Raw genomic sequence first — 18,650 nt, 5'->3', positions numbered from 1 at the left:
GGCATTATTTATTTGTGTGTTATTCACCGTCTTTTTTGAAGATTGTTTGCACGATCCTTGCTAGAGAGATCCAACCACCTGTTTGGTGGTTCGTTTTATAAACGCTTTGGGTTATGTTGTTCGGTTATGTGCGGTAATGATGAGGCATCGTTATCGAGGGAAAGTGGATATCTGTTCACTGGGTGCTTGCGTTGGCAGGCCTGACGAATTGCGGCGTGGTTCTTTATGTTTCTGTTCAGGATCGATCTCTCCCGAACCGGGTTACGCTTCGGCGGTGCCTTGCTGGTCTTTACCCTGCCGCTGCTGGTGGGAGGTTGGCTCATCCACAGCAATTATGTGCAGGAGCTGAAAGCGGAATCCAGCGCCTCGGCCCACAAGGCCAGAACCCTGATGGAGTCGATGCTGGATCATGCGGAGCAGGCCAATCGTTCTGTGCTGCCTCTGGTGAAGGCTCCCTGTCGCGACAACCTGCTGGTGCTGCGCAAGAAGGTCGCCATCGAGCCCTTCCTGCGTTCGGTCAATCTGGTGCGAAACGGCATCATCAATTGCACTTCGCTGTTTGGTGAAGCTGATGATGCCGATGAGCCGGAGATCTACACCGGCCGCAAGCTGCTGCTGATGAGTGGCAACCGGGTGCGGCAAAATCACCCGCTGCTGGTGGTGCGCACCGAGCGGGGCAAGGATGCCGCCTTGAGCGCCATCGACAGTACCCAGCTCAGCTTCATGCTCTCCATGAGCGGAAAGTCCAGTGCGCTCTATCTGCAGGTGGGGTCTGCCTGGCTCAATGAGTCTGGCCGCTATCTGAGCGAGGCGCCCACCCTCCATCGCGGGATCAGCCAGGCCCTCACATCATCCCATTATCCTTTCACCATCCATGCCGGTTATGCCATGCCGGTCTACTGGAAGTCGCTGTGGGCCGCGCGGCACGTGGCGCTGTCGTGGCTGGCGGTTTCCTCGCTTTTGCTGGCCTGGCTGGTGTGGTGGGTGCTGGGGCGTCCCGGCTCGCCAACAGACGAATTGCGACGGGCCCTGCGGGCCAAAGAGTTTGTTCCCTATCTGCAGCCGCTGATTGCCAGCCACGATGGCAAGATGATGGGCGCCGAGGTGCTGATGCGCTGGGAGCATGTCAATGAAGGGGTGATCCGGCCCGATCTCTTTATTCCGCAAGCGGAGGAGTCGGGACTGATCGTCCCCATGACCACCCATATCATGAAGCAGGTGGCGACACGGTTGAACCGCTCTCAGGAGCAGTTGCCCGATGGGTTTCATATCAGCTTCAACATCAGCGCCGCTCATTGCCACGATTTTGCCCTGCTGGCCGAGTGCCGCGCCTTCCTCGGCCACTTCCTCCCCGGCAAGGTGGTATTGGTGCTGGAGCTGACCGAACGGGAGCTGTTGATGTCAGATCCCCAGACCCTCTCCCTGTTCCGCCAGCTGGACGAGATGGGGGTCAAACTTGCCATCGACGACTTTGGCACCGGCCACTCCAGCCTGGCTTACCTGCAGCAGTTTCATGTGGATTACCTCAAGATCGACAAATCCTTTATCGCCCGCATCGGTACCGAGTCGCTTTCGGAACATATCGTGGATAACGTGATCGATCTGGCAACCCGGCTCGGTCTGGCGCTGGTGGCGGAAGGGGTGGAGAGCGAGCGTCAGGCTGACTACCTCAGGGCCAAAGGGGTCGATTATTTACAGGGATACCTGTTTGCCCGCCCCATGCCGCTGCGCCAGTTCTGCGAGGAGCTGCTGCCGGAAGAGGCACAAACCCGCCAGCCAGATGGGGTGCGAGGCATCCCGAACGCCACCTGATCTATCGGTGACAGACGGGCGGCCACGCTCCTGTCTGGCAGGGTAGGGGAGTGCTCTCTCCCTATCCCCCCTCGACTACAGGGGCTTGTTTTTCATGCCTTGTGGCTCGCTTTTCGGTAGAATTGGCGCTCATTTTGACGTCAGTAAAAGATGAGGCGCGGTATGACGGTTCAGTTCCAGGCATTTCACAGCATCAAGGCGATTGGTAATCGGGAGGTGCTGTTCAACTGGTCGAGAACCAATCCCCTCGGAGCGCTGGATCAGGTGTGGCGCCCGAAAAGCCGCGACGAGTTGCAAGCGCTGCTGCGGGAACACCCCGAGCGCAAGCTGCGCCTTATCGGCTCCGGCCTCTCCTTCGAACCCATCCACAGCGTCTATGCCGAGGGCAGTCAGGCGCTGCTGGTGGACTTGCACCACCTGCGCGGCCAGCTGGCGAAAACTGCCGATACCGTGACCTATCAGGCGGGGACGCCCCTCGACATCGTCTACGGCGATCTTATCGCCATGGAGCGAATGCTGCCGGCTTCCCCCGGGGTTATCGGCATTCAGACTCTGGGCGGCGCACTCAGCACCGGCACCCACGGTCAGGGGCTGCACCAGTCAGCCCTGTGCGATGCGGTGGAGGCGATGACGGTGATGCTGGCCAATGGCGACATCATCCGGGTGGATCGCACCGACCCGCGCTTCGGCGCCTTCGTGATGGGGATGGGGATGCTCGGCATCCTGCTCCACGTCACCCTGCGTACCGTGCCGAACCGCATCATGCGCTGCACCAAGTTCACCACCGATTACCCCTTCCTGTTGGAGCACAACGAGCGGCTCAACCGCGAGCACGGCTTCGTGAAGAGCTGGTGGTTTGCCTGGACCGGCGAGAGCCACATCTGGCTGGTGGATCCCGCCTCCGATGACGAGGTGGTCCGCTACCGCGCCGGTGGCAGCGAGCCGCTGCTGCTGGATGGCGATATCGACGCCCGCATGAACGCCACCATAGATGCCACCCTGCAGAAGATGGCGAAAGATACCAAGGATGAGGCGCTGGCCGGTGAGCACTTCGAGACGGTGCGCCGCTTCAAGGATGCCTCCGATCTGGTGGGCAACGTCTACCAGATCCTCTGCAAGGGGATCCCGGCCCCCCAGATCAACTGCGAGGTGGCGGTGCCGCTTCATCGCATGAACGAGGCACTGGAGACCCTGCAAGCCTGGCAGCAGGCCAATCCGGGCGTGTTGCACTACCCCTTTATCCTGCGCTGCACCGGCCCCTCCGAGGCCTGGCTAAGTGCCGCTTACGGCCAGCCGGTCTGCTGGATCGGTTTTCTGGTCTATCTGGCGGCGGACGGCACCTTCGTCAACGGCTCCATGGAGCAGATGCGCGAGCTGCAGCAACTGCTGGTACCGCTTGGCGGCATTCCCCATTTCGGCAAGCATCTGGCGATGGATCTCTACGACTTCCCGGCCCTGCTGCCGCGCTGGAACGACTTTGTGGCGTTGAAAGCCGAGCTCGACCCCCACGGCCGCTTTGAAAACCGCTGGCTCAGCGACCTGTTTGCCAACCGGTAAGGATCTGACATGACCGATATGCAAGATACCCGCATCCCAGTGACCCTGCTGACCGGCTTTCTCGGCAGCGGCAAGACAACTCTGCTCAACCACTGGGTCAAGCAGCCGGAACTTGGCGAGTGCGCGGTGCTGATCAACGAGTTCGGCTCGGTGGGGCTGGATCACCATCTGGTGCAACAGGTGGATGAGCAGGTGATGCTGCTCGACTCCGGCTGCATCTGCTGCTCGGTACAGGGTTCTTTGGTGGAGGCGTTGCAGGGGCTCTTTATGAAGGCCATCCAGCGCAAGATCAAACCGTTCAAGCGGCTGATTATCGAGACCACCGGTCTGGCAGATCCGGCCCCCGTGCTATTTACCCTGCGCGAAGAGGGCTTTATCGCCCAGCGCTACCGCTTCGATGGCACTGTCACCGTGGTGGATGCCGGCCATATCGAGCAGCAGCTGGCGGCTCAATATGAAGCGGTGAAACAGGTGGCGCTGGCGGATCTGCTGGTGGTGAGCAAGGGGGATCTGGTGGAGGACGAACAGCTGGCGCGGGTCGAAGCCCAGCTGGCTGCACTCAACCCGGCGGCCCCGATCCAGCAGGTGACCAATGGCGAACTGTCGCCAGCAGTGCTGGAGAAGCTCGGCGCCTACAACGAAGCGGCGGGGCGCGATGTGCGCCAGCTGCTGGCCTGGCTGCGCACCGAATCCCCCAAGCAGGGGCTGGCGTCACCGATGCAGCCGAAGATGCAACCGTTCGCCGCCAAGGTGGGTACAGCTGCGCCCACCCACTTCGAGCACGGCAACATCGAGAGTTTCTCTTTGCGTATCGGTGAGCCGCTCAAGCCCTCTCGTCTGCTGGCCGCCATCGATGCGGTGCAGGCGCAGTATGGCGATGCCCTGCTGCGCCTCAAGGGGATTTTGCAGCTGGAAGGGGAGAGCCAGCCGGTGGTGATCCACGGCGTCCACGGCCAGCTCTATCCGCTGCAGGCGCTGGGCGACTGGCCGGAGGGCAAGGCCCAGTCCCGACTGGTGTTTATCGTGAAAAGTCAGGACAAGGCTGGTATCGAGCAGCTCTTTATGGCGACCCTCAAGGCCCCCGAGCCCACTCTGGAAGAGCGGCTCAAAGCCATGCTGGGTCAGCCCGACAACTGATCTTGCGCGTTGCAGCTCTCCTGTACCGGTTCAGGACGGCGACGGTTGAACAGCACGAACGCCACCGGCACAAAGTAGAACGAGAGCAGGGTCGCCAGCGCTGTGCCACCGGCGATGGCGATGGCAAAGGGTGGCCAGAAGCCGCCGCCCCCCAGCAATAGCGGGATGAAGCCGCCCACCGTGGTGATGGTGGTCGAGACGATGTGGCGGCTGCAACCGGCCACCAGATCACGGATCTGCGGCAGATTGCCCTGTTGTGCCAGCGGGTCTGCCTTCAGCTCGGCCAGAATGACGATGGCGGCGTTGATGGCCAGCCCCATCAGTCCCAGCAGGGCGATGATCACCGTAAACCCGAAGGGGTACCCCAGTAGCCAGACCCACAGCAGGCCGAGCCCCGCCGACTGGATCGCCACCAGGGTGACGATGCCTGCCAGCTGGAACGAGTTGAAGCTGAGCACCAGCACGGCCACCAGCAGCACGGCGACCAGGCTGACGTGCGCCATCAGATTGCCCACCGATTCATCCCGCTTGGCGGCTTCCCCGCCAAACTCCAGTCGATAGCCCGGCGGCAACGCCAGCGCCTTGGTGGCCAGCTTCTCTTTTACCTGCTCCAGCACGGTTTGCGGCAGTACGCCGACCGCCAGATAGGCCTCCAGCACATTGACCCGCTCACCATCCCGACGGCTGATCTCCCCCCAGCTTGGCAGCAACTCGGGAGTGGCCAGTGCCCGCAAGGTGAGATTGGCAGCCCCTTGCTGGCCGGTGCCGGTGAGCGATAGCGGCACATTGAGCAGCGCATCCGGATCCTGACGCAAGGGCTCGGCCAGTCGCACCCGAACCGGGATTGACTCGGTGCCTTCCAGCACAGTGCCGCCCAACCTGCCATCCAGTGCGCCCGCCAGCCGGGAGGCAACATCGGTCAGGCTCATGCCTGCCAGCCGGGCGGCCTCCTCATCGACCTGCAACCAGAGTTTGGGGGCCCCTGCCTGCAAGGTGGCGCGGGTCTGCACCACGGCCGGGGTATTGGCGAGCAGACTGCGAAGCTCCTCTCCCAGACGGTGCAGCTGTTCAAGGTCGGGGCCAAACAGCCGCAGCTCGACCGGGGCATTGAAAGGCGGCCCCTGTTCCAGCTTGCGCACCAGGATCTGCGCTTCGGGAAATGTTGCATCGAGCCGCTGCTGCAGTTGTGGAATGAGCCGCTCGGCGGCATCGGCATCCTGCAGAGTGATCATCCCCTGGGCGTAATCGGCCCGCCCCTGTTTTCTGGGCACCAGGTTGTAGTAGAAGCTGGGTGCGTTGTCGCCCACCACCCAATCCTGACGAACCAGCTCGGGGAGGCTAGCCAGCTCGGCGGAGATCCCCAATGCCAGCTCGCGGGTGCGCGCCAGGCTCGCCTGTGGAGAGAGGCTGGCCTCGATGTGGATCATGTCCCGGTCGGCAGGGGGAAAGAACTGTTCAGTGAGGCGGCCCGCCACCCAGAAACCGATCAGGGGCAGCAGACTGACCAGCAGCAGGGTCCGCCAGGGGTGAGCAAGCGCCATGGCGATGCTCTGCTGGAAACGGGCGCTCACCCGGGGCAGGTGCAAGCCATCCTGATACCAGCGCCCTCCCTGATCACTGCCAATCCAGCGGGCTGCGAGGCCAGCCACCAGGGTGTGGGCGATGAGGTAGGATCCCAGCAGCGAACAGATCACCGCCCAGGCGATGCCGCCGACAAACTCGCCCGCCGGGCCCGGCATCAGAATGATCGGCATAAAGGCGAGCATGGTGGTGAGGGTGGAGCCCAGTAGTGGCAGCCAGAGGTGGCCGATGGCTTCCAGTGCGGCGGCACTCATCGCCATGCCGTGGCGGCGCTGATACTGCACCCGATCCGCCATGACGATGGCGTTGTCCACCATGATCCCGAGCGCCACCACCAGACCGGTGACCGACATCTGGTGAATGGGTAGATTGATCAGGTTCATGCAGGCGAATGAGAACGCCACGGTAAGCGGCAGCGACAGGGCCACGATAATGGCGGCCTTGACTCCCAAGGTCACCAGCAGCACAGCCACTATGATGAGGAAGCCCTGCACAATGTTGATGAGCAGGGTGTCGAGCCGCTGATCGGTATAACGCTGCTGATCGAAGCTGGTGACGAGGCCGATATTATCCGGCAAGTCCTGTTGCAGCTGGGCCAGCATGGTATCGACCCGTGCCGACCAGAGGTCGATGCGGTGATCCTGTGCCATGCGCAGGCCAACCACCACGGCCCGCTCACCATTGGCAAAGGCCAGCTGGCTCTCCGGCTGGTGCAGGGTACGTCTTACCTCGGCCAGATCGCCAAGGCGCAGGGTCTGGCCCTGCTCGCCGGTGCGCAGCGGGATCTGGCGGATCCGCTCCAGGGTATCGAGGGCGCCGCGGATCTCCACCTGAAAGCGATTGTGGCTGCCCTGCAACTCCCCGGCGGCTACTTTGGCATCGGCACCGCTCAGCGCCTGGGCAAGTTGTTCGCCACTCATGCCGCTGGCACTGAGGGCGAGGGGATCGAACCGCACCTCGATCTCCTCCTGCGGTGCCCCGACCCGCTCGACGTATTCGGTGCCCGGCAGCTGGCGAGCCCGGCGTTCCAGCTCGGCGCTGTAGCGGGCGAGGCGATCCAGCTGTGGCTGGCCCGGCCCGCGCCAGACTACATTGACCAGCCTGGTGAAGGGGTAGCCCTTCTCGTCATCAAGCTTGGGGGCACTGGCGCCGGCTGGCAGTCCGGCGGCAAGATCTGCCAGCCGGTCACGGACTCTGGACCAGACGGGCTCGACATCGCTGACCTCATCCTTGAGCTCCAGATTGATGATGGAGAGACCGGGGCGAGAGCTCGACTCGATCAGCTTGATCTCGCTCTGGGCCCGCAGCCGGTTCTCGATGGGCTCGCTCACCAGCGCCTCCACCCGCTCGGCGCTGGCCCCGGGGAAGTGGGTAACCACGCTGGCAAAACGGCTGGTGAGCTGGGGATCTTCGGTTCTGGGCAGGGTCTGCAATGCCGCAAGGGCGGCCGTCAGCAGCAGCGCGACCGTCAACAGCAGCAGGCGGCCATTCTCGATAAACGGGCGGATCATGACTGTGGCTCCGGATGCGCCGTTTGATGATCCACGCTGGTTGTCAGGGTGACCTGCTGGCCCGGTACCAGTTTATGCAGGCCATCGGTCACCAGCTGTTCCTGTCCATTCAGGGCTCCACTGATCCAGGCTCGTTCGCCATCTTGCTGCAGCAAGGTGACGTCCCGGCTGACCACCCGGGGTGGTGTTTCATCGTTGAGCAGATAGAGGGTCCAGCTGCCGCGTAATCCCTGGGTCAGCGCGGTGAGCGGTACCTCGTAGGCGCGGGTAGGCTCGCGGGTCTGATGCAACAGGGTGATCAGTTGCCCCTCTGCCAGTTGTTCGCCGCCCCGGGTCAGCTGGAAGCGGGCGGTGCGGGTGTGGGTCTGCCCGTCCACTTGTACCCCCAGATTAAGCAGGCGCCCCTCCAGTGATTGCGCCCCGCTTTGCAGGGGGTAGTGTTGGCCGACGATCAGGGACTCGGCCTGTTTCACCGGCACGCCGATATCGGCCTCCCACTGGCCGCTGCGGGTCAGGGAGAAGAGAGGCTGGCCTGCGGCCACCACGGCCCCCAATGCCTGCTCGCGGCTGACTACGATCCCGTTGAAAGGGGCGCGCAGCTGTGATTTCTCCTGTTTGACCCGGTTGGCTTCGAGGGCGGCGGCCAGCTGGTTGGCGCTTGCCTCCAGCATGCGGACTTTGCCTTGCTGTTCATCCAGCGCCTGACGGGAGCTGAACTGCTGCTGGCGCAGGGCAGTGAGCCGTTCTAGCGTCTGCCGGGCAAGGGTCAGCTCGGCCTCGTTCTGGGCTGCCCGGGCGGCCAGCTCTTTGGCTTCCACTGCCAGCAGCCGGGTATCCAGTGTGGCGAGCAGTTCGCCAGCCGCGACCGGCTCTCCCCGTCCCTTGTGCAGGGTAGCGATCCGCCCTGCCAGCTCGAAGCCTATCTGGCTGTGCTCGGGGGCGATCACCCGGCCATTGAAGCGGTGCAGCACCGGGTAGTGATCGCTGGCTTGCAGCGGCTGGGCGATCACCCGGGTCAGGGCGGGTGTTTCTTCTGACTCTGTGACCGGGCTGCAGCCACTCAGTAACAGCGCCAGCAGGATTAAGCAAAGTGTCATGACATCATCCTCTGGTTGACATAACATCAAATCACACCGGTGAGTCTAGTTTTTCGAAACTAGACTGTCCAGTTTGATTGTGGAGGAAAAATGAACATTTCACCCCGTAGTCAGCAGAAGCGGGCTGCGATCCTCGATGCTGCCGGGCGGCTCTTCTGTCAGCACGGTCTGCATCTGGTCAGCATGGACATGGTGGCCAGTGAAGCGGGCGTCTCCAAGCAGACGGTCTACAGCCATTTTGCCAACAAGGAGTCGCTGTTTGCCGAAGCGGTGGGCAGCAAGTGCGTCAGCAGCGAGCTGATGCCGGAGGTGTTGCTGCGTGGCAACAATGTGCGGGAGAGCCTGATTGCCTTTGGTCGCAGCTTTCGCAAGTTGATCCTGAGCGATGATGCCATCAATATCTTTCGCACCTGCATCAGCTGCAACGATGCCCAGCTGGCCACCCTTTTTTTCGAGGCGGGCCCGCTCTATGTGACCAAGATGCTGTCCAACTGGCTGGAGCAGCAGAAGCAGCAAGGCCTGCTGTGCCATCAAGACAGCGAACAGGCCGCCTTGCAGCTGTTGCTGATGTGGCAGGGCAAGGAGCGCATGCTCCGTGAGCTGGGTCTGCCATTGACCCAGAGCGCTGCCGAGCAGGATGCCTGGACCCTGAGTTGTGTCGATCTCTTCCTGACCGCCGCCGCTCCCCCGCAAAAATAATGGAGGTGGCAATGAGCCACACAGTGACAGATGCCCAGCGCAAGTGGCTGCCCCTGCTGGCGGCGGTCGGTTTCTTTATGCAGGCGCTGGATGGCACCATTCTCAACACCGCCCTGCCCAGCATGGCCGAGACCTTGGGGGAGAGCCCGCTGCAGATGCAGTCGGTGATCATCGCCTACATGCTGACGGTGGCGCTGCTGATCCCGGCCTCCGGCTGGCTGGCAGACAGATTCGGTACCCGCCGCATCTATCTGGCTGCCATCTCGCTCTTTACCCTCGGTTCGCTCGCCTGCGCCGCCTCCAATTCGCTCTCCATGCTGGTGGCCGCCCGTGTGCTTCAGGGGATTGGCGGTGCGCTGCTGATGCCGGTGGGACGGTTGGCGGTGCTGCGGGTCTATGACAAGCACGAGCTGCTGCGGGTGATGTCGTTTGTCACCATTCCGGGGCTGCTTGGCCCGCTGATGGGGCCGGCGCTCGGTGGCTGGCTGGTGGAAGTGGCGAGCTGGCACTGGGTATTTCTCATCAACCTGCCGGTGGGGTTGCTCGGCTTTATCGCCAGCTGGCACTTTATGCCGGAGCTGCGGCAGCAGACCGCCCGGTTCGACTGGCAGGGATTCGTGATGTTCAGCGTCGGCATGGTGCTGGTGTCGGTCGGCTTGCAGGGGCTGGGGGAGCACAGCATCTCCACCGGTTGGGCGCTGTTTGCACTGATCTTCGGCTTGGCGGCGATGGCGAGCTACTGGCTCTATGCCGCCAATGCACCGCAGCCGCTCTTTAGCCTGAACCTGTTCAAGACCGCCACCTTTGCCATCGGCATCTGGGGCAACCTGTTTGCCCGCCTCGGCAGCGGCGCCATGCCCTTCCTCACCCCGCTGTTTCTGCAGCTGGGGCTCGGTTTCTCGCCAAGCAAGGCGGGGATGACCATGATCCCCACGGTGATTGGTGCCATGCTGACCAAGACGCTGGTGAACAAGCTTATTCCGAAGGTGGGCTATCGCCGCATCCTGATCGGCAACACCCTGCTACTGGGGGCGATGATCGCCAGCTTCTATTTCATCGACAACCAGCTCCCCTACGGGGTCTTGCTGGGCTGGCTGGCGATCTTCGGCGCCATCAACTCGCTGCAGTTCTCCGCCATGAACACTCTCACGCTGCAAGATCTCAGCCCGACCCTGGCCAGCAGTGGCAACGGTCTGCTCTCGGTGGTGATGCAGCTATCCATGAGTTTGGGGGTGGCGATTGCCGCCAGCCTGCTCGGGCTCTTCTCGGCGGGCACCTCAGCGGGCACCTTAGTGGCCGAGGGCCAGTGGCTGGCCGGGTTCCACCTTACCTACCTCTGTGTCGGGTTGCTCTCCATGCTGGCGGCGCTGATCTTCGCCCAGCTGGCGCGCGATGGTGCTACGCCGTCGGGGCGGGCAGATAGCTGACCTCGCAGGGGAGCTGCGCCAGTACCTCGGCCAGATGCTCGGTCGCCAGCAGAAAGGTCTGCTCCGGGTGGCCCGGAGTCCAGGTGAAGGCGGTGTGGTTGAGCAGTTGCGGATCCACCAGTAGCGGAATATCGGCGCGGGGCAGGAAGGGGCAGACCGCTCCCGGCAGGCAGCCAATCTCCGCCTGCATCTCTTCGGCGGTGCAGATGGAGGGCTTGGCACCGAGCGCAGCCTTGACCGCCTTGTTGTCGAGCCGCCCGTCCCTGTGGGTCAGCAGCAGGGCGAAGCGGCCATCCTTGAACTTGAGAAACAGGGTCTTGCTGAACTCCGCCTGCCAGCCGAGGCGGGCCTTGACCTTTTCATCGGTGGCGTAGTCGAGAATGGGTTCATGCTCATAGCGCTGGTGGGGCAGTTCAGCCAGCAACTGGCAGTTAAAGTGGTGAATGGTATCGAGTGGCATGGGGTTCTCCTGTAGTGGGCGCTATCCTGCCAGCCTCGCAGGGTCAGGCCCAATGACACTTTCTTATCCGTGATAAGCAACCCTGTCTGTGGAAACAACAAGGGCGCCGTGAGGCGCCCTTGCGGATCAGTGATGCTGCAATTCGCACGCTTCCCAGTGAAAGGGAATGGGGCACAGCTGCTGGGAGGCCTTGTCATATGCTTGCCACAGCTCGCCCATGGTGCGGCCATCGACGGGGTGGCGCAGTTTGGGGGCCAGCTCGGCCAGCGGCCAGAGCACGAAGGCGTTGGTGAGCACTTCACCGCGCGGCAGCACCAGCGGGGTGTCGCAGACCAGATCGCCATAGAGCAGCAGGTCGAGATCCAGGGTGCGCGGGGCGAACTTCTTGGCATCCGGCTCGCGGCCGTGGGCGAACTCCATGGCCCGCAGTCGCTGGCAGACGGTGGCCAGCGGCAGATCGGTCTCGGCAGCTGCTACCAAGTTGTAGAAGGGGCGGCCGTTGAAGCCGACCGCCTCGCTCTCGAATACCCGGGAGACTCGCAGCTCGCCAAATTCGGCGTGCAGTGCATCGAGCCCGGCGCGGATATGGCGATCCCGCTCGATGTTGGAGCCCAGGCTGATATAGATGGTGGTCATCAGTTGCTGCTCGCGGCCGGCGTGCGATGGCGCAGGATCTCGACGCCGACCCCGGCGGCATTGGGCACGGCGCCCGGCTTGGTGAGGGTCACCTTGACCCACTGTACCCGCTCGTCGGTCAGAACCAGCATGGCGACCTGCTCGGCCATGGTCTCGACCAGCTCGACCACCTTGCCGCTGACATGCTCGCAAATCTTGTTGGAGAGATCGGCATAATCCAGTGCCAGATTGATGTCGTCGGTTGCTGCCGCGGGGCGGTTGTCGAACCCCATCTCGAGGTCAAAACGGAGCTTTTGGCGAATGCCCTTCTCCCACTCATATACACCTATGGTGGTCAAAACTTCGAGTCCGCGAATAAACACCTTGTCCATGACTGTACTTCTTCTTTACTCTTGATGGGCTGTGATGACAGCGCAGGGATGCTGGCCGGGCAACAGGCTTGCCGAGGCGCTCTGGGTGGGCATGGGCCCATGCCAGCGTATGTGGCCCGCATCATACCCCATTCATATCGTGGTAAAAACGACCAAGATGACGGCCCTGACGATTTTGATGATTATTCTGGCCTACCTGGGTGGTTCACTATCCAGTGCTGTGCTGGTCTCCCGTTGCTCCGGTCTGCCCGACCCGCGGGATCATGGCTCCCACAATCCGGGGGCAACCAATGTGCTGCGCCTCGGTGGCCGGATGGCGGCGCTGGTGGTGCTGCTGCTTGATGTGCTCAAGGGCACTGTGCCTGTCTATCTCGCCTGGTATCTGCAGATCAAACCCGTCTACCTCGGCTTTATCGGGGTCGCCGCCTGTCTCGGCCATATGTACCCCATCTTCTTTCATTTTCGTGGTGGCAAAGGAGTCGCCACGGCACTGGGGACCATGATGCCCATCGGCTTTACCATGGGGGGCGCCGTGATTGGCACCTGGCTGCTGGTGCTGCTGGTGAGCGGCTACTCCTCGCTGGCCTCCATCATTACCGTGCTGCTGACGCCGCTCTTTACCTACCTGCTCAAACCCGAATATACCCTGCCAGTCTCCCTGCTCTCCTGCCTCATCCTGATCCGCCATCACGAGAACATCTCCCGCCTGCTCAAGGGGGAGGAACCCAGAGTCTGGGGGCGAAAACGCGCGGCCTGTGCCGAAGAAGTGGCAGAAATGGACGATGTTGCGCAAAAAAGAGACGAACGAGACAAAAAGTGAAATTTCCCGTTGACCATCTGCCTTAAAATCCGTTTAATAGCGCCCACGCCCAGATAGCTCAGTCGGTAGAGCAGGGGATTGAAAATCCCCGTGTCGGCGGTTCGATTCCGTCTCTGGGCACCAATTTTGGTGCCATGAAATAAAAATTTTGTTCATGCACAATGGTTTAAAGTGTGCCGGCTTAGCTCAGTAGGTAGAGCAACTGACTTGTAATCAGTAGGTCACCAGTTCGATTCCGGTAGCCGGCACCATTTGCCCAGATAGCTCAGTCGGTAGAGCAGGGGATTGAAAATCCCCGTGTCGGCGGTTCGATTCCGTCTCTGGGCACCAATTACAATTCCTCCTTAGTTCAGTCGGTAGAACGGCGGACTGTTAATCCGTATGTCACTGGTTCAAGTCCAGTAGGAGGAGCCAATTCAAAAAGCCCTTGTCGCAAGACAAGGGCTTTTTTCTATTTGGCGCAGCCATTTTTTAACCATAAAAACAACCACTCACGCACAGATGAACCGCAGGATAGATATGGAAAATCATGTAGTTATAGAGTCAAAGGGGCGACTTGCCGCCATTAGGAACTGGATGGAACCCGTGCTGGTACTGCTTATTCTTGGCAGCCTGTTCGGTTACCTCGGCAGCCAGATGGGCCTCTCTGCCATGGTCAACACCCTGTTCAATACCGCCCACCAGCTGCTGCTCAATACCGTGCTCTTTATCATGGGGATCACAGTGCTCTCCGGTGCCCTGAGCCAGCTGTTGAGCGAGTTCGGGGTGATCCGCCTGCTGGAGGTGCTGCTGGCGCCGCTGATGAAGCCGGTGTTTCGTCTGCCCGGTCGCACCGCGCTGGCGGCGCTGATGACCTTCTTCTCCGACAACCCGGCGGTGATCAGCCTCGCCAAGGACAGCCGCTTTCGCAAAGGCTTCACCCCTTGGCAGCTGGTGTCGCTCACCAACTTCGGCACCGCCTTCGGCATGGGGCTGATCGTGGTCACCTTTATGGCCACCCTGCAACTGCCGAGCGGTGAATCCACCGCCAGCGCGGCGCTGATCGGTTTGCTCGGCGCTCTGGTAGGCTCGGTGGTCTCTACCCGACTGATGCAGCGGATGATCCGCCCACTGGTGGGGGAAGTGCTGAACGATGACGCTGTATCGTCCGACGGCCGCAAAGTAGGGGTGACCAAAGAGGCTGCTCCCGGCTGGCTGAGGATCCTCAACTCTCTGCTCGATGGCGGCAAATCTGGCGTGGAGCTGGGGATGGCGGTGATCCCCGGGGTGCTGATCATAAGTACCTTCGTGATGCTGCTCACCTTCGGCCCCGGCGACAAGGGCTATACCGGCGAAGCGTTTCAAGGGGTTGCCCTGCTGCCGGTGCTGGCCGCCAAGGTGAGCTGGCTGTTTGACCTGCTGTTCGGCTTCCAGCAGCCGGAGCTGGTCGCTTTCCCGGCCACCTCGCTTGGTGCGGTTGGTGCCGCCATGTCACTGGTGCCGCCTTTTATTGCCAAAGGGTGGATCACCGGTAACGAGGTCGCGGTGTTTACCGCCATGGGGATGTGCTGGAGTGGCTTCCTGAGCACCCACACCGCCATGCTGGATGCCCTCGGCTATCGCCACCTCACCTCCCGCGCCATCGTTGCCCACACCATCGGCGGCCTGTGCGCCGGTGTGGCCGCTCACCAGCTCTATCTGCTGCTGGGCTGAGTCGGGTTCAGGCACGTATACAAAAAGAGGCTTTTCGGAGCCTCTTTTCATTTCTATTGGTCATGCCTTGTGGGCGGATCACCGCTCGATTAGTAAGCCCGCAGGTCGTTATTCGGTGCCTGATCGCTGCGGTGCTTTTGTCAGGTTTTACTCTGTTGGTGCCATCAGCAGCGCAAGTGGCTCAAAGAGTTGGCGATCTGGGTGTGAAAGGAAGGGGTCGCGGCTCGAGTGGGCGGCAAAACGCTTTGCCACCATATTGCCACTACCGCCCGTGGCGGCAGCTACTGGCCGCCTGACTCCCCTTTGCGCTCGGCCATCTCCTGCGTGCTGGTGTGCTGGTTGAATAAATAGATCAGCCATTCAAGGGATTAGCCGGTGCAGTGCGTTTTATCGCCGTGCTGGCCCCGCTTATGCACTCCTCCTGGCAACACAATCAAGGGTCGTTGTCGCGGAGAGATATCATGATCAGCAACCTGCTTCCCCTTGCCTCTATCGCCCTCAAGCTGGGCAGTCAGCTGCTCGGCAGCAGTGCCAAACCTGAGCCTGTGCAGCAAACAGTGCAGGAAGATCGCCTCGCCCCGACCGTCCAGAGTTTGTTCCAGCGACTCGGCATCAAGGATGCCGACAGCGAGCAAAATCGCGCTGCCATCAACCACTTTATGGGTGAGTTGATGCAGACTCTGGGGCAGGAGAATGGTGGCCAATCCCTTCCCGCAGCCATCGACAGCGCCCGCAACCAGCTGGCGAGCGGCACCCAGAGTACCCGCCTCGATGCGCTGCAAAGTGAACTCGATACACTCAAGGGCACCCTTGGTGCCAGCAATCTCAACCTCGACCAGCTGCTCGCTGCCTTTAAACAGACCCTGCCCAATGGCAAGGGCGATGGGGTTGGCAAACTGCTTAATGCCAGCGCCTGAACCGCGGTGAGCAATAAAAAACGGCAACCGAGGTTGCCGTTTTGCTTTCAACTTTGGATGACAAGCCGGTTGGCTTAACCCACCCGCTTGGCCAGCCACTGTTCGGCGGCGGTAAGGGCTGCTTCTACCTGCTCGCGGGCGACGCCGCCTTTAGCAACCCGCTTGGCCAGGGTCGCTTCCAGTTCCAGATTGGGGTAGACGTCGAACTCGATTACCGGGCTGAAGCGCTGGAACTCGCCGATGGAGAGCTCTTCCAGCGGTTTGCCCACGCTGATGGCGAAGACCACGGTTTTGCCGACGATATGGTGCGCTTCACGGAATGGAATCCCCTTGGCAACCAGATAGTCCGCCAGCTCGGTAGCGTTGGCGTAGCCGCCTTGCGCCGCCGCCATGGTGCGCTCGCCATTCACTTTCAGATCGATCAGCACCAGCGCGGCCATATCGAGGCAGTCGTGCCAGGTGTCGAGGGCATCGAACAGCCCCTCCTTGTCTTCCTGCATGTCCTTGTTGTAAGCCAGCGGCAGCGCCTTGAGGCTCATCAGCATGCCCATCTGGGCGCCGACCACCCGGCCGGTCTTGCCACGGATCAGCTCCAGCGCATCCGGGTTCTTCTTCTGCGGCATTAGTGACGATCCGGAGGTCACCGCGTCAGAGAGCTCGACAAAGCCCGCCTCGCCGGTGTTGTAGAAGATAAGGTCTTCGGCAAAGCGCGACAGGTGGGTCATGGAGAGGGACGCCACGTGCATCAGTTCCACCACGTGATCCCGATCGGAGACCGAATCCAGACTGTTGCGGGTGGCGCCGCTAAAGCCCATGTCGAGCGCCAGCGCTTCGCGGTCGATGGCGTAGGCAGTGCCCGCCAGCGCGCCGCAGCCGAGCGGGCTGGTGTCGAGCCGCTTCAGCGCATCCTGCAGGCGGGAGTAGTCCCGCTCCAGCATCTCCACATAGGCCAGCGCCCAGTGAGCGAAGGTGACCGGTTGGGCCCGCTGCAGGTGGGTGTAACCGGGCAGCACGGCGGCCTGATTGGCACGGGCGGAGGCGACCAGTCCCTGCTGCAGGGCGGTGATGGAGCCGAGCAGCAGCTCGCCCTGTGCCTTGCACCAGAGTTTCAGGTCGGTGGCGACCTGATCGTTGCGCGAGCGGCCGGTGTGCAGCTTCTTGCCAAGATCGCCGACGGCGGCGATGAGTTGGCTCTCGACCCAGGAGTGGATATCTTCGGCGTCCGAGCTCAGGATCTGCCGGGGATCCTGCTGCACCGAGGCGAGCAGCACTTCCATCGCCTGCTGCAACTTGCCCTGCTCATCGGCGGTCAACACGCCCACTTTCACCAGCGCGCGGGCCCAGGCCATGGAGCCCTGAATATCCTGCTCCGCCAGCCGGTAATCGAACCGCAGCGAATCGTTGAACTGCTTGAACCGGCTATCGGCTCCCTGACTGAAGCGTCCACCCCAAAGTGCCATACTGCTCTCCTTGAATGCGTTGTCGGCGGCGCCCTGGCCACCGAGCTTGAAATCGTGCCCTGTTTTTCTGCGAGCCTGTTATCTCACAGAAGCGGCCGGGGCGCTGCCGCTCTTGTCACACCCGCCGATGATGGGTCAGGGGTTATGTCCTTTGCCAGTAGAAGAGGGGGCCATGCCCCCTCAACGGAATCAACGGGTTATCGCGCTTGCTTAGCCGTGGGTGTGATCGCCACCGATAGCCTGATGTTGCTCCTTCATGGCGCGGATCCGGCTGGCCAGGGTGTAGAGGCGGATAAAGCCTTCGGCATGGCTCTGGTCATACACTTCGTCGGCGCCGAAGGTGGCGAAGTCTTCGGAGTAGAGGCTGTTCGGCGACTTTTTCTGCACCGCAGTGACCTGACCCTTGTACATCTTCAGCACCACTTCACCATCCAGATCTTCGGCGATGGCGTTGGCAGAGGCGAGGATCGCCTTGCACAGCGGGGTGAACCAGCGACCGTCATAGACCAGGTGGGAGAACTCGGCACCCAGCTTTTCCCGCCAGGCGCGGGTCGGGCGATCCAGTACCAGCTCTTCCACGGCGCGCAGCGCGGCGACCATCACGGTACCGCCCGGAGTTTCGTAGCAGCCGCGGGACTTCATCCCCACCATCCGGTTTTCGGTGATGTCGATGCGGCCCACGCCGTGCTTGCCGGCACGCTCGTTCAGGGTCATCAGGATCTGGTGCGGGCTGAGCGGCTGATCGTCAACGGCCACCACTTCACCCTGCGCCACGGTCAGCTTGACGTACTCCGGCTGATCCGGTGCCTGTTCGGCCGGTACGGTCCACTGCCAGACGGCTTCGGACGGCTCGTTCCAGGTGCTCTCCAGCTCGCCACCCTCGGTGGAGATGTGCCAGGCGTTGGCGTCGCGGCTGTAGATCTTCTTCAGGGTCGCCTTGCAGGGGATGTTGCGGGTCTCCAGATAGGAGAGCAGATCTTCCCGGGAGCGCATGTCCCAGATCCGCCACGGGGCGATCACTTTCAGCTGGGGGGCCAGCGCAGCGACCGCGCCTTCGAAACGCACCTGATCGTTGCCCTTGCCGGTGCAGCCGTGGGAGATGGCATCAGCCCCTTCCGCCAGTGCCGCTTCGACCATCGCCTTGGCGATCACCGGACGGGCCATGGAGGTGCCCAGCAGATAGGTGCCTTCATAGACGGCGCCGGTCTTCAGGGTCGGGTAGACGTACTCTTTGACGAACTCTTCCCGCAGATCCTTGATGATGCACTTGGTGGCGCCGGAGGCGATGGCTTTTTGCTCGATCCCTTCCAGATCGTCGCGCTCCTGACCTACATCGGCCACGAAGGCAATGATTTCGGCGTCATAGTGCTCTTTCAGCCAGGGAATGATGGCCGAGGTATCCAGTCCACCCGAGTAAGCCAGTACGATCTTGTTGATTCCGCTCATGTTACTTCTCTCCGTGATGATTCGATG

The 18,650-nt window shown here is 61.9% G+C and carries 15 protein-coding genes and 4 tRNA genes; 12 read left to right on the top strand and 7 right to left on the bottom strand.

The features are described 5' to 3' along the window. Positions 1–225 precede the first annotated feature (225 nt). From AB5Z09_RS19270 to AB5Z09_RS19260, 3 genes are all read left to right on the top strand, one after another. Positions 226–1,812, top strand: coding sequence for an EAL domain-containing protein (locus tag AB5Z09_RS19270; protein WP_368196017.1), 1,587 nt, complete (start codon positions 226–228; stop codon positions 1,810–1,812). A gap of 162 nt (positions 1,813–1,974) precedes the next feature. After that, positions 1,975–3,369, top strand: a complete 1,395-nt coding sequence (locus AB5Z09_RS19265) for a D-arabinono-1,4-lactone oxidase (RefSeq protein ID WP_368196016.1) — start codon at positions 1,975–1,977, stop codon at positions 3,367–3,369. Between the two features lie 9 nt (positions 3,370–3,378). Then, positions 3,379–4,506 (top strand): GTP-binding protein, encoded by a 1,128-nt coding sequence (locus AB5Z09_RS19260; RefSeq protein ID WP_042053550.1) that lies wholly within the window; start codon positions 3,379–3,381, stop codon positions 4,504–4,506. Here AB5Z09_RS19260 and AB5Z09_RS19255 read toward each other — a convergent pair. Together AB5Z09_RS19255 and AB5Z09_RS19250 are read right to left on the bottom strand one after the other, a co-directional pair. After that, positions 4,491–7,598, bottom strand: a complete 3,108-nt coding sequence (locus AB5Z09_RS19255; RefSeq protein WP_368196015.1) for an efflux RND transporter permease subunit — start codon at positions 7,596–7,598, stop codon at positions 4,491–4,493. The two genes, AB5Z09_RS19260 and AB5Z09_RS19255, sit on opposite strands and share 16 nt — an antisense overlap. Continuing rightward, complete coding sequence (locus tag AB5Z09_RS19250; RefSeq protein WP_368196014.1) at positions 7,595–8,695, bottom strand: efflux RND transporter periplasmic adaptor subunit; 1,101 nt, start codon at positions 8,693–8,695, stop codon at positions 7,595–7,597. Before AB5Z09_RS19250 ends, AB5Z09_RS19255 begins: the two co-directional genes overlap by 4 nt. Before the next feature lie 90 nt (positions 8,696–8,785). Between AB5Z09_RS19250 and AB5Z09_RS19245 the strand changes: the two genes are divergently transcribed. Beyond that, a complete protein-coding gene (locus AB5Z09_RS19245) occupies positions 8,786–9,394 on the top strand; it encodes a TetR/AcrR family transcriptional regulator (RefSeq protein ID WP_005336110.1) in 609 nt (202 codons plus the stop codon). Between the two features lie 11 nt (positions 9,395–9,405). Continuing rightward, positions 9,406–10,821, top strand: a complete 1,416-nt coding sequence (gene mdtD, locus AB5Z09_RS19240; protein ID WP_103252348.1) for a multidrug transporter subunit MdtD — start codon at positions 9,406–9,408, stop codon at positions 10,819–10,821. Here mdtD and AB5Z09_RS19235 read toward each other — a convergent pair. The 3 genes from AB5Z09_RS19235 to folB all read right to left on the bottom strand — a co-directional run bounded on the left by AB5Z09_RS19235 (position 10,793) and on the right by folB (position 12,288). Beyond that, complete coding sequence (locus AB5Z09_RS19235; RefSeq protein WP_005336108.1) at positions 10,793–11,281, bottom strand: YbaK/EbsC family protein; 489 nt, start codon at positions 11,279–11,281, stop codon at positions 10,793–10,795. The genes mdtD and AB5Z09_RS19235 overlap by 29 nt on opposite strands. Before the next feature lie 126 nt (positions 11,282–11,407). After that, positions 11,408–11,917: a 2-amino-4-hydroxy-6-hydroxymethyldihydropteridine diphosphokinase gene (folK, locus tag AB5Z09_RS19230; protein ID WP_139474360.1), complete on the bottom strand. Its 510-nt coding sequence runs from the start codon at positions 11,915–11,917 to the stop codon at positions 11,408–11,410. Next, entirely contained in the window at positions 11,917–12,288 is a 372-nt protein-coding gene (gene folB, locus AB5Z09_RS19225) for a dihydroneopterin aldolase (RefSeq protein ID WP_040068960.1), read from the bottom strand. The genes folK and folB overlap by 1 nt, the downstream gene beginning before the upstream one ends. Positions 12,289–12,445: 157 nt before the next feature. Between folB and plsY the strand changes: the two genes are divergently transcribed. From plsY to AB5Z09_RS19190, 7 genes are all read left to right on the top strand, one after another. Continuing rightward, positions 12,446–13,108, top strand: a complete 663-nt coding sequence (gene plsY, locus AB5Z09_RS19220) for a glycerol-3-phosphate 1-O-acyltransferase PlsY (protein WP_041202815.1) — start codon at positions 12,446–12,448, stop codon at positions 13,106–13,108. A gap of 47 nt (positions 13,109–13,155) precedes the next feature. Continuing rightward, a tRNA-Phe gene (locus AB5Z09_RS19215) sits at positions 13,156–13,231 on the top strand. 52 nt (positions 13,232–13,283) lie between these two features. After that, positions 13,284–13,359: transfer RNA gene (locus tag AB5Z09_RS19210), tRNA-Thr, on the top strand. Positions 13,360–13,362: 3 nt separating this feature from the next. Next, positions 13,363–13,438: transfer RNA gene (locus tag AB5Z09_RS19205), tRNA-Phe, on the top strand. Between the two features lie 8 nt (positions 13,439–13,446). Beyond that, positions 13,447–13,522: transfer RNA gene (locus tag AB5Z09_RS19200), tRNA-Asn, on the top strand. Between the two features lie 105 nt (positions 13,523–13,627). Further along, a complete protein-coding gene (locus AB5Z09_RS19195) occupies positions 13,628–14,800 on the top strand; it encodes a nucleoside recognition domain-containing protein (RefSeq protein WP_005355060.1) in 1,173 nt (390 codons plus the stop codon). 461 nt (positions 14,801–15,261) lie between these two features. Continuing rightward, entirely contained in the window at positions 15,262–15,717 is a 456-nt protein-coding gene (locus AB5Z09_RS19190) for a hypothetical protein (RefSeq protein ID WP_279500730.1), read from the top strand. A 74-nt stretch (positions 15,718–15,791) separates the two neighbouring features. On the opposite strand, the gene argH is transcribed toward AB5Z09_RS19190, so the two are convergent. Both argH and AB5Z09_RS19180 read right to left on the bottom strand, forming a co-directional pair. Continuing rightward, entirely contained in the window at positions 15,792–17,177 is a 1,386-nt protein-coding gene (gene argH, locus AB5Z09_RS19185) for an argininosuccinate lyase (RefSeq protein ID WP_368196013.1), read from the bottom strand. Between the two features lie 210 nt (positions 17,178–17,387). Continuing rightward, entirely contained in the window at positions 17,388–18,623 is a 1,236-nt protein-coding gene (locus AB5Z09_RS19180) for an argininosuccinate synthase (protein WP_033115910.1), read from the bottom strand. Between the last annotated feature and the right edge of the window lie 27 nt (positions 18,624–18,650).

Origin of the sequence: Aeromonas sp. R2-2, assembly GCF_040908355.1 — a bacterium.
Lineage (GTDB): Bacteria > Pseudomonadota > Gammaproteobacteria > Enterobacterales > Aeromonadaceae > Aeromonas > Aeromonas veronii.
Note: the sequence above shows the minus strand (reverse complement) of the source record. Positions and strands in the feature narration are given on the sequence as shown.

Excerpts from the sequence above, each read along its gene's own strand:
- AB5Z09_RS19270 (WP_368196017.1), top strand. The coding sequence starts at position 226 with ATGTTTCTGTTCAGGATCGATCTCTCCCGAACCGGGTTACGCTTCGGC.
- AB5Z09_RS19265 (WP_368196016.1), top strand. The coding sequence starts at position 1,975 with ATGACGGTTCAGTTCCAGGCATTTCACAGCATCAAGGCGATTGGTAAT.
- AB5Z09_RS19260 (WP_042053550.1), top strand. The coding sequence starts at position 3,379 with ATGACCGATATGCAAGATACCCGCATCCCAGTGACCCTGCTGACCGGC.
- AB5Z09_RS19255 (WP_368196015.1), bottom strand. The coding sequence starts at position 7,598 with ATGATCCGCCCGTTTATCGAGAATGGCCGCCTGCTGCTGTTGACGGTC.
- AB5Z09_RS19250 (WP_368196014.1), bottom strand. The coding sequence starts at position 8,695 with ATGACACTTTGCTTAATCCTGCTGGCGCTGTTACTGAGTGGCTGCAGC.
- AB5Z09_RS19245 (WP_005336110.1), top strand. The coding sequence starts at position 8,786 with ATGAACATTTCACCCCGTAGTCAGCAGAAGCGGGCTGCGATCCTCGAT.
- mdtD (WP_103252348.1), top strand. The coding sequence starts at position 9,406 with ATGAGCCACACAGTGACAGATGCCCAGCGCAAGTGGCTGCCCCTGCTG.
- AB5Z09_RS19235 (WP_005336108.1), bottom strand. The coding sequence starts at position 11,281 with ATGCCACTCGATACCATTCACCACTTTAACTGCCAGTTGCTGGCTGAA.
- folK (WP_139474360.1), bottom strand. The coding sequence starts at position 11,917 with ATGACCACCATCTATATCAGCCTGGGCTCCAACATCGAGCGGGATCGC.
- folB (WP_040068960.1), bottom strand. The coding sequence starts at position 12,288 with ATGGACAAGGTGTTTATTCGCGGACTCGAAGTTTTGACCACCATAGGT.
- plsY (WP_041202815.1), top strand. The coding sequence starts at position 12,446 with ATGACGGCCCTGACGATTTTGATGATTATTCTGGCCTACCTGGGTGGT.
- AB5Z09_RS19195 (WP_005355060.1), top strand. The coding sequence starts at position 13,628 with ATGGAAAATCATGTAGTTATAGAGTCAAAGGGGCGACTTGCCGCCATT.
- AB5Z09_RS19190 (WP_279500730.1), top strand. The coding sequence starts at position 15,262 with ATGATCAGCAACCTGCTTCCCCTTGCCTCTATCGCCCTCAAGCTGGGC.
- argH (WP_368196013.1), bottom strand. The coding sequence starts at position 17,177 with ATGGCACTTTGGGGTGGACGCTTCAGTCAGGGAGCCGATAGCCGGTTC.
- AB5Z09_RS19180 (WP_033115910.1), bottom strand. The coding sequence starts at position 18,623 with ATGAGCGGAATCAACAAGATCGTACTGGCTTACTCGGGTGGACTGGAT.